The organism is Paenibacillus terrae (assembly GCF_005217525.1).
GTDB classification, from domain to species: Bacteria; Bacillota; Bacilli; order Paenibacillales; family Paenibacillaceae; genus Paenibacillus; species Paenibacillus terrae_C.
The window spans coordinates 381,899-394,590 of the sequence record NZ_PNXQ01000014.1 but is presented as its reverse complement, the minus strand read 5'-3'; the positions used below and the strand labels follow the sequence as shown (position 1 = coordinate 394,590).

Annotated in this window: 14 protein-coding genes; all 14 read right to left on the bottom strand. The window is 47.5% G+C overall.

The genetic code is table 11. The annotated features are described in order from the left end of the window. Positions 1-13 precede the first annotated feature (13 nt). The gene (gene fliY / locus C1I60_RS16605) at positions 14-1,321 is read right to left on the bottom strand and encodes a flagellar motor switch phosphatase FliY (protein ID WP_137062729.1); all 1,308 of its coding nucleotides are present in this window, start codon (positions 1,319-1,321) and stop codon (positions 14-16) included. Further along, entirely contained in the window at positions 1,311-2,309 is a 999-nt protein-coding gene (fliM, locus tag C1I60_RS16600) for a flagellar motor switch protein FliM (protein WP_137062728.1), read from the bottom strand. The genes fliY and fliM overlap by 11 nt, the downstream gene beginning before the upstream one ends. Before the next feature lie 42 nt (positions 2,310-2,351). After that, on the bottom strand, positions 2,352-2,825 hold the full coding sequence (locus C1I60_RS16595; protein ID WP_137062727.1) for a flagellar basal body-associated FliL family protein: 474 nt from the start codon (positions 2,823-2,825) through the stop codon (positions 2,352-2,354). Continuing rightward, positions 2,822-3,046, bottom strand: coding sequence for a flagellar FlbD family protein (locus C1I60_RS16590; protein ID WP_137062726.1), 225 nt, complete (start codon positions 3,044-3,046; stop codon positions 2,822-2,824). The genes C1I60_RS16595 and C1I60_RS16590 overlap by 4 nt, the downstream gene beginning before the upstream one ends. 60 nt (positions 3,047-3,106) lie before the next feature. Then, on the bottom strand, positions 3,107-3,916 hold the full coding sequence (gene flgF / locus C1I60_RS16585) for a flagellar basal-body rod protein FlgF (protein ID WP_137062725.1): 810 nt from the start codon (positions 3,914-3,916) through the stop codon (positions 3,107-3,109). A gap of 105 nt (positions 3,917-4,021) precedes the next feature. Continuing rightward, entirely contained in the window at positions 4,022-4,402 is a 381-nt protein-coding gene (locus C1I60_RS16580; RefSeq protein ID WP_134910133.1) for a TIGR02530 family flagellar biosynthesis protein, read from the bottom strand. Next, the gene (locus C1I60_RS16575; RefSeq protein WP_137062724.1) at positions 4,395-4,931 is read right to left on the bottom strand and encodes a flagellar hook capping FlgD N-terminal domain-containing protein; all 537 of its coding nucleotides are present in this window, start codon (positions 4,929-4,931) and stop codon (positions 4,395-4,397) included. The genes C1I60_RS16580 and C1I60_RS16575 overlap by 8 nt, the downstream gene beginning before the upstream one ends. Positions 4,932-4,949: 18 nt before the next feature. After that, positions 4,950-6,416: a flagellar hook-length control protein FliK gene (locus C1I60_RS16570; RefSeq protein WP_137062723.1), complete on the bottom strand. Its 1,467-nt coding sequence runs from the start codon at positions 6,414-6,416 to the stop codon at positions 4,950-4,952. Positions 6,417-6,443: 27 nt separating this feature from the next. Then, complete coding sequence (locus tag C1I60_RS16565; protein WP_137062722.1) at positions 6,444-7,433, bottom strand: MotE family protein; 990 nt, start codon at positions 7,431-7,433, stop codon at positions 6,444-6,446. A 47-nt stretch (positions 7,434-7,480) separates the two neighbouring features. Further along, entirely contained in the window at positions 7,481-7,924 is a 444-nt protein-coding gene (fliJ, locus tag C1I60_RS16560; RefSeq protein WP_044644869.1) for a flagellar export protein FliJ, read from the bottom strand. A gap of 10 nt (positions 7,925-7,934) precedes the next feature. Then, complete coding sequence (fliI, locus tag C1I60_RS16555; protein WP_044644870.1) at positions 7,935-9,254, bottom strand: flagellar protein export ATPase FliI; 1,320 nt, start codon at positions 9,252-9,254, stop codon at positions 7,935-7,937. After that, a complete protein-coding gene (locus C1I60_RS16550) occupies positions 9,241-10,077 on the bottom strand; it encodes a FliH/SctL family protein (protein ID WP_137062721.1) in 837 nt (278 codons plus the stop codon). The genes fliI and C1I60_RS16550 overlap by 14 nt, the downstream gene beginning before the upstream one ends. Beyond that, positions 10,070-11,086 carry a flagellar motor switch protein FliG gene (fliG, locus tag C1I60_RS16545; protein WP_137062720.1) on the bottom strand — a complete coding sequence of 339 codons (1,017 nt, stop codon included), beginning with the start codon at positions 11,084-11,086 and terminating at the stop codon, positions 10,070-10,072. The genes C1I60_RS16550 and fliG overlap by 8 nt, the downstream gene beginning before the upstream one ends. An 11-nt stretch (positions 11,087-11,097) precedes the next feature. After that, positions 11,098-12,684: a flagellar basal-body MS-ring/collar protein FliF gene (gene fliF, locus C1I60_RS16540; RefSeq protein ID WP_137062719.1), complete on the bottom strand. Its 1,587-nt coding sequence runs from the start codon at positions 12,682-12,684 to the stop codon at positions 11,098-11,100. Positions 12,685-12,692 lie beyond the last annotated feature (8 nt).

The following is a 12,692-nucleotide window of genomic DNA, read 5'->3' as shown; positions in this document are numbered from 1 at the left end:
CTAAATTATGCTATTATTGTAATTTTTGAATACGGTCCCATTGGCTTACAATATCCGTCACACGCACACCGAAGTTCTCATCGATTACGACAACCTCACCTTTGGCAATCAGTTTGTTGTTAACCAGAATGTCTACTGGCTCCCCAGCAAGCTTGTCCAGTTCAATAATTGAACCTTGTGAGAGCTCTAGAATATCTTTAATTTGCTTTTGGGTCCTTCCTAATTCTACGGTGACTCTAAGGGGAATGTCCATCAATAAATTTAAATTGTTTTCATCCACTTGCGCAAATGCACCGGACTGCAAGTTTGAAAATTGTACAGGCTGCACATTTACATTTCGTCCCGGTATCGAACCATAATGATGAGGCGCTCCATATGGGGCCTGCGGTGGGACACCTCCAGGCATTCCATAACCTGGCGCTCCCTGCTGACCGTATCCCGGGTCTTGAGGGTACATGGGCGGTTGCTGTCCATAACCTGCATCCTGCGGCGTCTGTACAGGCACCTGTGCGGCTACCGGTGGCTGTTGATACGTTGGTGCGGGTTGCTGTTGCGGAATCTCGGTTTGTTGCGGCACTTCTGGAGCGGCCGTTGCAGCTACTTGCTGTGCGGACGCTTGCGGTTGCTCGTCTTCCTCTCCGCCATTCATCAGAATGCTCACCATCTTTTTAGCAAAATGCACAGGCAACAGTTGCATCAATGTAGAGTCAATCAGGTCACCGATCAACAAACGGAAAGATACTGTAATCAACGTCTGTTCGTCTGGCAGGCTGGATACTCCATCACCATGCATTGGATCCAAAATATCAATTCCAGGTGGAGAAATATTAACAAAACGGTTAAACATAGTAGACATTGAGGTTGCCGACGAGCCCATCATCTGGTTCATCGCTTCCTGCACAGCGCTGATATGAATTTCATTCAATTCTTCATCTACCGGATTTCCTTCACCGCCAAGCATCAAATCCGCTATGACCTGCGCATCACGCTTTTTGATCACGAGCGAGTTAATACCCTCAAATCCATCTACATAATTCACATGTACCGCTACGTGCGGCTTAGGAAAAGTTGTTTCGAATTCAGAACGGGTAATAATTGAAACTTTAGGGGTTGTAATATCAACCTTTTGACCGAGCAGTGTGGAAAGAGCTGTCGCTGCGCTGCCGAACGTAATATTACCGATCTCTCCGAGAGCATCCTGCTCCAGAGGAGTCAGAAAATCGTCAACGGTCTTGTTGGCGGGAGTAGAATCCGTGCCCGCTTCAGACTGTTTCAGCAGGGCATCAATTTCCTCCTGGGACAAATAGTCTTTACTCGTCAATTTCTTCAACTCCTTCGCTGACAATTTCATCAATCTGTACGGCAACACGATCTTTTACCATACCGGGACTTCCCAAGAATTTCAGTTTTTCGCCCACCCGGATGGAGAGCCCTTCCTTGACGGGTTTGTTCAATGAAATGACATCCCCCACCGAAAGACCCAAAAACTCGGCCACATTTATTCGGGATTCACCTAGCTCGGCAATAATGGGAAGCTGTGCTTTCGTGACCCGTAATCTCAAGGCGTCAATTTCTTCAGGCGCCCTTGATTTCTTTTCGGATGTAAACCACTGGTGCGTGGACAGTCTGGCCATAATCGGCTCCAATACCACGTGTGGGATACAAAGGTTAATCATCCCTGTGGTATCACCAATTTTGGTACTAAGTGAGATTAGAGCAATCGTTTCATTTGGTGAAACAATCTGCATAAACTGCGGATTGGTTTCCATCGCCTCCAAACGCGGTTCAATATCCAATACCGTTTTCCAAGCCTCTTGCAGGCTGTCAAAGGTACGACTAAAAATCCGCTCCATGATTGTCGTCTCAATTTCTGTCAACGCGTTAACCTTGGACGGCGCTGATCCGGTTCCCCCGAGAAGCCTGTCCAGCATTGCAAAAGCTACGTTCGGGTGAACCTCAAGCACCATGCGTCCTTCCAGCGGCTCGGCTTCAAAAATGTTCAAAATGGTCATTTTTGGAATGGAGCGAATGAATTCATCATAAGGAAGCTGCTCCACCTGAACGACATTAATTTGGACAAACGTCCGAAGCTGTGCTGAAAAATAAGTGGTCAGATACCGCGCAAAATTTTCGTGTATCCGCGTCAAACTCCGAATATGATCCTTAGAAAACCGAAGCGCTCTTTTGAAGTCATAAGCGCGAACTTTCTTTTGGGTATCTTCCTTTTTAAGTTCTTCCGCATCCATTTCACCAGACGATAGAGCTGCTAAAAGGGCATCAATTTCCCCTTGCGACATTACATCCACCAATGTTATTCACCCCCTTACATGTTCTGACAAGTTCACCTGGAATCAAATGGATGCCAGCAAAAAGTCTGTAATTTTGGCGTTCCCCAGGTGACCTTCAGGGAGCGACTTATTGATGAGATCCGTCAGCTTGTCACTGAACTGGTCCCGGCCTTTAGCTGTTCTCAGCTCATCAGGCTTGGTGTCTGCAAGTAATTGAATAACGATTGGCTTTATACTGATGTCCTTGATTTTTTCAAAAGATTCCTTTGCTTTAGCATCGTTTAATTGAAAGGAAAGGTTCATTTGGACAATATAATCAGCGTCTGCCAAATTTGTTTTGATACCGGTAATTTCAGAACTCACTTCCACTAATTCATCTGCCGACAGTCGGGGAAGCTGTTCTGCTTGAGCGGCTTGCGCATTTGGAGTGGCTTCCGACTTCTTCCCACTAAGCGCTGGTATAAGTACAAAGGCCGCACCTGCAATCAAAGTAATCGCGAGTAAAATTGTAATGAGCCATGGCAGCATCTTTTTCATTCGTCTTCCTCCATTTGTTGCACTTTTATCGTGGCGGCATGTATGCCGATTTCACGGCTGTAACCCTTGATCAAGGAGACGACATCTGCCGCTTTTTCCAATACAATCAACCGTTTCCCCGTCACTAAAGTGACGTATGTATCCGGCGTTTCCTCCACAGTCTCAATGAGCAGAGCATTAAGCCACATAGGCGAGCCGTTCAGCCGCGTTAACGGGACCATCGTTACACCAACCTCCTGATAGGAGCGGGGAAGCCTTTACTTCCCCGCGTTTAGATGCGATTATCGTTTCAAGTTTACAACTTCCTGAAGCACTTCATCCGAGGTCGTAATGATACGCGAGTTCGCCTGGAAGCCGCGCTGCGCCACGATCATTTCGGTAAATTCACCTGTCAAATCGACGTTGGACATTTCCAACTGGCCCGCAATGATAGCGCCCCGGCCCTCCGAATTAGCTACTCCAGGCTCAAGTGCATCAATGTTGGAGTTAACCGTGGTACGGTACAAGCTACCTCCGATTTTCTCCAAGCCTTCGGGGTTTGTCACTCTGGCTATACCAATTTGCGTGCCATTGTCTACTGTGCCATCATCCAATTGTTGTACAATCGTACCGTCCTGCGAGATAGAGAACGATGTCACATTGTCAGCAAGTGTGATTGGATCCCCACCCGCATTTCCTACGAAAAAGCCATCTGAGGTAACCAAATTTCGGTTCGCATCCACGTGAAAATCACCCGCGCGAGTCAGATAAGGAATGTCCTGTGCATCATTCATTTTGACCAGGAAAAATCCGTCACCGTTAATCCGCAAATCTGTCGGATTGTTCGTAGTCATGGCACTACCTGGAAGATGAAGTGTATCAATCGAACTGACCGATACCCCTAAACCGACCTGCTTGGCATTTTGTCCCGCAGTAGTCGTTCCGTCCGGCGCACTTGCGCCCGAACTCGTTTGGCTCAAAATATCCTTGAACATGACACGGCTGGACTTGAAGCCTGTTGTATTTACGTTTGCAATGTTGTTACCGATAACGTCCAGCTTTGTTTGAAAGCCCTTCATACCCGATACACCCGAATACATTGATCTCAACATTGAGTATAAATCCTCCTCTGAATGCTTGCTCGATTAACCGCATCAGTCGATCCGCGGCTTCTTCATGACTTTCCTGCTCGGGCCAGCCACTTCTTGCTAAATTTTCTATGAAATAATAACGGCACTATCAATTTGCGTAAATACGTTATCCTGCATGGATTGCTTATCCATCGCGGTAACTACTGTCCGGTTGGGCACACTTACGATCAACGCCATATCCTGCATTAAAATCAATGATTCTTTGGCGCCTTTGGCAGCTGCTTTATCCACAGCGGAGTTAATCTTCGCCATCTGGTCACTTCTCAGTTCTATCCCCCGCTGTTCCAAGCGCTTTGCTGCATGGTTGCTCAGCTTTAGTACTTGATCCTGCAACACCTGTCCGAATGGCCTACCATCCTTAGGTACTGGATTTACCCGGTTCTGCGAGATTGCTGCCGGAGGGACATTGGCGGGAAAAAGACGTCCGACCGTTATCCGGTCATTCATGTGTCTCACCACTTCCAGTAGAGGAAGAAGTTGTAGTATCCGATGTCCCTGCCGAGGAAGCCGTTGTTTGAGCCTGGCTTACCGATGTCACATCTTTCAGGGCTACCTCTGACTTTCCGATTTTGGCATACTGTACACCGTCACGAATAACGATGGAATCCACGATTCCACTTTTCACCGCACCTGCGCCCGTTTCACCCGTAAGCGAATCCTTTTTACCAGCCTCAATCCAACTGACTTCTTTTCCAATCAAACCGGAGGATATTCCTAAAGACTGTCCCAACGTATTCAACTGGGTAGAAATGTTCATCAACTGCTCCACGGAAGAAAATTGCGCCATTTGCGCGATAAATTCCTTATCCTCCAGAGGCTGCATTGGGTCCTGGTTTTGGAGCTGGGTAATCAAAATTTTCAAAAATTGATCCTTACCCATCGTTTTGGTATCCTTGGCGCTTGCCGTTTTGACGTTATTCACGTTGTAATTCGGCCAGACGTTACTGGTGGATACATTATTGTCCGTAGTCGTCATTGTGTTCTCACCTCCATGCTACGCTTGTGCTGTAAAGGAGCCTGTCCGATTTACATCATCTGTGCGTTGTTCTGCTGTCCAATTGCGGAGTTCCTCCGCCATTTCAGCTACCTTTAGAGCATCCTCGGCTTCTTCCCTACTCCGCGACTTGGAACGTTGCTCGGATTGTTGCTGCTGATTTGCACCTGATCCACGGCCATCCTGATACATGTGGGAAGAGAGTGATTCATTTTGCGTCACTTCCACTTTATCTACCTGAATACCCTGGCTTTGAAGACTTGCGCGCAGCTGTGACATTTGCTGTTCGAGCAAATCCTTAGCTCCACTGTGCTCAGTCATAAACTGGGCGACCAAGTGCCCATTCTGCATCGTCAGTTTAACTTCCAGTTGTCCCAAATGATCTGGACGAAGCATGATAGTCGCTTCCGTTAACCCAGAATGCTTCACGATATCAAGCTTTTGCACTACAAATTCCGTCATTTCCTTAGCAAATTGTCGTACATGTACAACAGGCTGCGCCGGAGCCGAAGGAGTTGTGCCTTGCGTCTGCACCGAAAGCTGGCCTGCGGTCGTAATCACAGAAGTTTGACTGTCGGTCGCTGCCGGATCAGTCTGCTCGGTTACGTCTACTACTGCACCGGTTTCATCCGTTGGAGTGGCTTTAACAGCGGCTTGAACATGAATATTAGCTGATGAACGTTGTCCTTCTGTACCTTGCTGACTTGTCCCACCTTGACTCGTCTTCTGCTCAGTAGCAACTACCTGTTTGCCTGTAGAAACAGTCGTTAATGTCTGAGTGCCATTCGCCCGATTCGCGGAAGACTGAGCTGCTTGTGAATTTGCGCCATCAGCAAGCTCCACAGCTTTCAGTACGCCGGTCCACTGCTCATCGGAAAAAGCTCCCGTACCAGCCGTCGTATTTTGAAGCGATTGTAACAGCTGTGTAATCTGGGACTTTTGGTCTCCCGTAGCCTGATTCGCTACATTTGCAAGCTGTGACAAAGCATCCTGTAATGAAAACCGAATGGTAGCTGGATGAGTTGCCAAAGCCGTTAAGCCTGTCGTCTCATTCGTTCCTGCCCCGTCTGTTTGCTGCTCCGCTCCACCGCCTAAAAACTGCTGTACTTGCTGAACCCACGACTGCAGAACTGCAAACAAGGCTGGATCAGCTGTTACCTGATCATCTAAGTTTTCAAGATTTTGCAGTAATGGAGCCAATGTCTCAACAAGCGGTTCTGCTAAAGCTTCTGTCGATTCTCCGGCAGTAATCAACGGCAGCACCATAACTAATGGAGATTTCCCAGCATCTGTGCTTGTAGAACCCGTTTGCCCACCAGTCATCATTTGCGTAAGCGTCTGATTAAAAGCACCGCCTGTGGCTCCTGCTGCTGCTGTCCCTGCTGTTGAAGTTGTCGCTGTACTAGCTGTGCTACCGGCCGTCTGACTGGAACTGCTGAGAGATACACTTTGAGAAATAAGCGTCATTTATTTTTTCACCTCCCTTCATTCAAATCACTTGCTGCCCATCAGCTTGTTCAAAATTTTCGCCGTCTGTGCAGCATCCTTCGCAGACATATTTTGCAGTAAAGAAGCTCGTGTCGAATCATCTACTGTGTTTAGTATGTTTAATGCCTTGTCTGGACTAATTTTGTAAGTTTGTAAAATAAGCTCGGCTCCGCTTTTCTTGTCCATGGAAGCGAATGTACTGCTAATTTGAGTATTTTGCAGATTTTTACTCGTTTTTCCCGCTGCAGTGCTCTGGTCCTTTTTTAAGCGTGACTGCAACGCAGCCAACGACAAATCAGTAGATGGTGTTACGTTTTTCAGAGCCATCGTGATATCGGCTGCTTTTTTAGCATCCATCTTTTGTAAGATCTTCGCACTGTTTGCTGGGTCCATGTAGCTTAGCAGTTGTACCGTTTCTTCGGTGGTCAAGTTTTCCATAATCGGTGCTGCCTTACTTGCCGTCATTCCTTCATACATAGAAGCAAGGTCTTTGGCCTGTTTTACATATGGGTCTTCATTCGCTGTTCCATCTGCCGCTTGCGTACCTGTCTGTGTCTGTCCCTGCTGACTGGCCTGCGGCTGTTGTTCCTGTTGCGTTTGGAACGTACTAACCTGATTTTGCAGTTCTGTAACTTTTTTATCCTGAGTCGCTTTGGCATCACTAGCCTTTTTAAGTTCTTCTGTCTGCTTGGCCAAATCTGCCTTAAGCTGCTGAATAGTGGCTTCGGAGCTTTGGGACTGGGCTTTCTGATCAGCCTCTTTGCTCTTGGCAACCTTGTCTTTCGGTTCAGGAAGCCAATTCTTCACAATCGGAATCTTGTTTCCCAATGAAATCATTTCACTTCTGAAATCCATGTTGAACAGCGTAAGCAGGACCCCGACCAGAACGATTGTAAAAACAATTGGAATCAGGAAAAACATAAACCGTTCAAATCCCCCGCCTGACTCTTTTTCCAAATCCATATCCAGTTCATTTTCTGCTAAATTCCGTGCCATCGTCTTCCTCCTCAGGCAGCTGATATGCGTATCCTGTGACCTTCCGCTTACCGGGCTTTCATGGCAAATCTCACGGAAGCCATTTCATCCAGCTCGTTCTGCTCGCGCAGGAGCATTTCCTGTTGGAATTTCACGTTGGCCTTCTCTCTCGCTTTCAGCCAAACTTGTTCATCCAGCATTTTATCGGTTAAAACGGTTTGTTTGCTTTGCACATTTTGCTGCGCATATTGAACGTCCCTATGCTTGCGTGTGATACATTGATCCAGATGATTGACGTAAGCCTGTAATTCCTGAATGGTAGAGAGCGGCGCACAATCCTCGGCAGCCTTTTGAATGGCTGATATGACCCGATTCCTTTCGCCTAGTAGCTGTATCAATGTCTGCTCCTCAGCCTGCAATTGTCCAACAGCACTGGAAAGCAACCATTCGGCCTGTGACTTTTCGTTGGTTTTCAAGTCTACAACTTTCTGAAAGGAATACTGAAATCTCATCGTTCAACCTTCATCTCCTCGTAAATTCAGAAATCAAACGCTCACGAACCTCGTCCAGTTCAACCTTTTCATCTGTTCTTTGCCTTGTAAAATCCCATATATCCCGTATGCGGTCCATAGATTCGTCAATTTCTGCATTCGAACCCTGCTGATAAGCCCCAATGTTAATCAGGTCCTCTGAATCTTTATAAACCGCCATCAGGCGCTTAATATTCTCGGCAGCGTCAATCTGGTCACGTGGTGCAATATCCTTCATGACCCGGCTAATGCTGGCTAACACATCAATTGCGGGAAAATGTCCTTTATTCGCTATCCCCCGGTTGAGCACGATATGCCCATCCAAGATCCCGCGTACCGCATCCGCAATGGGTTCATTCATGTCGTCACCATCGACCAGCACCGTATAAAAAGCGGTTATGGAACCTGTAGGCCCGGTTCCCGCACGCTCCAGCAACTTGGGCAAACTGGCGAATACTGAAGGGGTATAACCCCTCATCGCTGGTGGCTCCCCGACTGCCAGTCCTACTTCACGTTGCGCCATCGCATACCGGGTAACCGAGTCCATCATCAGCATGACGTTCAATCCGCGATCACGAAAATATTCAGCGATCGTCGTTGCAATGAGCGCACCCTTAATACGGATCAACGCGGGTTGGTCGGAAGTTGCCACGATGACTACTGAGCGTTCAAGCCCTTCCGGACCCAAATCCCGTTCAATAAAGTCCAGCACTTCACGTCCACGTTCCCCGATCAGAGCAATTACGTTCACATCTGCTTCCGTATTACGAGCAATCATTCCCATTAGGGTACTCTTACCTACACCGGAGCCTGCGAAAATACCGACCCGCTGCCCTTTACCGATGGTAAGCAATCCGTCAATGGCTCGTACACCGATACTGATCGGCTCCTGCACACGCGGGCGACTCAGCGGATTCGATGGAATGTTGAAGGTCGAGTATCTCGCCATCCGTGAGGGAATCAACGAACCATCCAATGGTTGGCCCAAACCGTCCAGCACTTTACCTAACAGCTCCGATCCCACCTGCACGTTCAATGGCTTCCCAGTTCCTACGACATCACAGCCCGGACCAATGGATTGCAGTTCTCCGAGCGGCATCAAAAGTACCTTGTTGTCTCTAAAGCCTACAACTTCCGCTTGCAGTGGCTTAGCCGTTTTACCCGGATAAATGTAACAAACATCCCCGATACTCGCGTCCGGACCTTCCGATTCCACCATCAAACCGATAACCTGCGTCACTTTGCCGTTTACCCGAACCGGGTCTATTTGTCGCAAATGATCCATGTAGCGCTGCGCATTAAGCCCCTTCATGTCTTCGCTCCTCGTTCTCATGTGCCAGACGCAGCAGTTCCTTTTTGATCTCAACCAGTTGTGTATCTATCCGTGCATCCACACTTCCAAAGGAAGAACGAATAACACAGCCGCGATCCTTCACAGTTCCATCAGGAATAATTTGCAGTTCTGCCTGCGAATCGACAGTTAATGACAATTCTTCGCGTGCACCTTGCACAAATGCGAAATGCTGAGGCGACACACACAGTGTAATTGTTCCTTTTTCCCGCTTACGAGCCAAGTTTTTACGAATGAGCTCAATTGTATATTCAGGCTCAATACTAAGCTGTTTTTCAATAACTTTCTCAGCAATAGCACTACTCAGCTCGACCAGAAAAGGCTCAGCCTCCTGAATCAATTGCTCCTTGGTCTCATAGGCCTGACGCAAAATATCCTGTGCTTCTACCATCATCTGTTCCGATTTCACCTGAAGCTCAGCCTCAGCCAACTTTTGGCCTTCCTCATAGCCTTGCTGAAACCCGTCAGCCTTTAAGGACTCTGTTAACTGCTCGTCCTGCTCACGGCGTTCCTGCCACCAGGCTTCAATCTGCTGCTGTGCCTCCTGAAGCATCCGTTCCGCTTCTTCAGCCGCTTCACGAACCTGCCGTTCGGCAAAATCCTTGGCATCATTCAGCATTTCGTCCCGGAGCCGTTCAGTCTCGTAATCTTTCTGTGGTTCCGGCTCTATATGTTCAGTTGTGACTTCCTCGTCCGACGTTTCCGGCGCATACGTATGTGCCACATCAATGGTTTTCAAAGCTTCAACAGGCACATATTGGAAAGATTTGATCAAGTTAGACAATGATGTCATCTCCTCCGCCGCGTGCGATTATAATCTCACCAGCCTCTTCCAATCTGCGGATCGTCGATACGATGCGAGTCTGTGCTTCTTCCACATCACGCAGCCGTACCGGTCCCATATACTCCATTTCCTCTTTGAAAGTTTCTGCCATCCGTTTCGACATATTTCGGAAAATCACATCGCGAACCTCTTCGCTGGACACTTTAAGCGCCAACTGCAAATCGGCATTGTCGATATCGCGGATAATACGTTGAATGGAACGGTTGTCCACATTGACGATATCCTCGAATACGAACATTCTTTTCTTGATTTCCTCGGCCAGTTCTGGGTCCTGAATTTCAAGCGAATCGAGGATCGTGCGTTCTGTTCCGCGATCTACTCCATTTAAAATCTGAACAATGGACTCAATACCACCCGCATTCGTGTAATCCTGCGTCGCGGTTGCTGACAGCTTTTGCTCCAGCACACGTTCCACTTGTGAAATGACTTCCGGCGAAGTGCTGTCCATTACAGCGACACGCCGGGCCACCTCAGCCTGCTTTTCCTGTGGCAGGGACGACAGAATTGCCGCCGCCTGCTCAAATTGCAAGTACGAGAGCACGAGAGCAATCGTCTGTGGATTTTCGTTCTGTATAAAGTTCAAAATCTGGTTTGGATCAGCCTTGCGGGCAAAATCGAACGGTCTCACCTGCAACGTCGCCGTCAGACGGTTAATGACCTCAACTGCTTTTTGCGACCCGAGTGCCTTTTCCAATATTTCTTTGGCATAATTGATGCCGCCTTGGGAAATGTACTCCTGAGCCAAACAAATTTGATGGAACTCAGCCATAATCGAGTCTTTTTCCATTGCATCGACCTTCCGCACATTGGCGATTTCCAATGTAAGCTGCTCAATCTCTTCATCACGCAAATGCTTGAATATTTGAGCAGATACTTCCGGTCCCATCGTGATTAGCAGAATTGCCGCTTTTTGTCTTCCCGTTAAACCTTGACTGCTTGCTTTTGCCAATGAACTCACCTCTATTCGTCAGCCAGCCATGTACGAAGCAGATTGACGAATTCGTCGGGTTTCTTTTTCGCCAGACTCTCAAGCTGTTTACGCACTTGACTTTCATTTGTCACACTTTCCATGGTAATGGACGGGAACTCCGTCGGTGTTGGCATAAGTTGCAGATCTTCATCTAATTCTTCTTCCTGCTGCTTACGACGACCGCGAACAATCAGGAAAATTACGCCTGCCAACAGTGCCAGTACAGCAGCCCCGATGCCCCATACCCAAGGATTGGAAGCTGAGAAAAACGTGTTGGTGTTCGCTGGCGTCGGTACGGATTGAGAGAACACTGAAACTTTTTTGGCTAAATCAGCGTCTGTAATAGTAACCCCGGAATTCGCTAATGAAGCTCTTACGATATTAACCAAGATGTTTTGGATTGCGGCCTGAGTTGCTGTATCCAAAGTTTGCTGCCCCGTTGGTGGTTCAACTGCTACATTAATGGTTAAATCTTTTACAGTGTAAGGACTTTGGATAATGTCCTTGGCAATTCGGTTAACTTCGTAATTAATTGTGCTTGAGCTCTTATCTGAGCTTGTATTGCCCGAATTGCTTCCTCCAGGGTAACCAGGTACATCCTGTGTTCCTGTGCCTGCGACTCCTCCGGTTTGTCCACTACTACCAGTGTAGCTTTCCTGAATTTGCTGGGCGCTGATTTCAATGCCCTTCATTTTCGCTTGATCAACTGGTGTGACCAACTGCTCTTTCGACGTTACTTTGTCGAAATTTAGCTGGGACATAACCAGCACATTCACTTTGTCTTCGCCAACAATTTTCGACAAAAATTGTTGGACATTATTCCTTACATCGCTCTCAAACTTCTTCTGCAGAGCCATGTTTTCCTCAACACCACTGGAGAGACCTCCCTGACCGCCCTTGGCCGTTGGAATCAGTTCATACTCCTTATTGGTGATGGTAATGTTTTCTACAGGCAAATTCGGCACTGCCGTCTTTACCAGATTAAAGTATCCGTCGATGGCTTGCTGATTTGGCGTAAAGCCAGGTTCAAATTCCATTTGAACCGAAGCAGAAGCTTTGTCCTTTTCTTCAAGCCCGGCAAAAATGTTTTCCTTCGGCATATTAATGACAACTTTGGAGCTTTGGACACCATCCATCCGTTCCAACAGTTGCTGCACTTCGCCGTTCAATGCGTTATTGTACTTCACATTAAACTCGTTCTCCGTCATACCAATGGCCGAGGAGGACTGGTCAAAGGCACTCATGCCGATTGAACCCTTCTGAATTAGGCCCTGAGACCCAACATCTACCTTTGCCTTATCCGCGTTTGCGGTTGGGACTGCGATTTGCGTCCCGCCAGCATTGAGCTGATACGGAATACCCGCAGAATCGAGATATTTAATGACCCCGGCAGCATCGTTTGCGTTTAAATCCCGGAAAGCCACTTCATACTCGGTTTTGGTAAACTGCATCGTTAGCACTACAATGGCAATGATGATAAATGCCAATGTCGAAACAAGTAATATCTTCTGTTTTTTACTGAAATTATTCCAATACCCGGAAATCTTATCCCGATATTGGGCGATTCTCTCGTTCACTCTGTCAC

Bases quoted from the DNA above. Each gene is read 5' to 3' on its own strand.
- C1I60_RS16595 (WP_137062727.1), bottom strand. From the start codon at position 2,825: ATGAAAAAGATGCTGCCATGGCTCATTACAATTTTACTCGCGATTACT.
- C1I60_RS16590 (WP_137062726.1), bottom strand. From the start codon at position 3,046: ATGGTCCCGTTAACGCGGCTGAACGGCTCGCCTATGTGGCTTAATGCT.
- flgF (WP_137062725.1), bottom strand. From the start codon at position 3,916: ATGTTGAGATCAATGTATTCGGGTGTATCGGGTATGAAGGGCTTTCAA.
- C1I60_RS16580 (WP_134910133.1), bottom strand. From the start codon at position 4,402: ATGAATGACCGGATAACGGTCGGACGTCTTTTTCCCGCCAATGTCCCT.
- C1I60_RS16575 (WP_137062724.1), bottom strand. From the start codon at position 4,931: ATGACGACTACGGACAATAATGTATCCACCAGTAACGTCTGGCCGAAT.
- C1I60_RS16570 (WP_137062723.1), bottom strand. From the start codon at position 6,416: ATGACGCTTATTTCTCAAAGTGTATCTCTCAGCAGTTCCAGTCAGACG.
- C1I60_RS16565 (WP_137062722.1), bottom strand. From the start codon at position 7,433: ATGGCACGGAATTTAGCAGAAAATGAACTGGATATGGATTTGGAAAAA.
- fliJ (WP_044644869.1), bottom strand. From the start codon at position 7,924: ATGAGATTTCAGTATTCCTTTCAGAAAGTTGTAGACTTGAAAACCAAC.
- fliI (WP_044644870.1), bottom strand. From the start codon at position 9,254: ATGAAGGGGCTTAATGCGCAGCGCTACATGGATCATTTGCGACAAATA.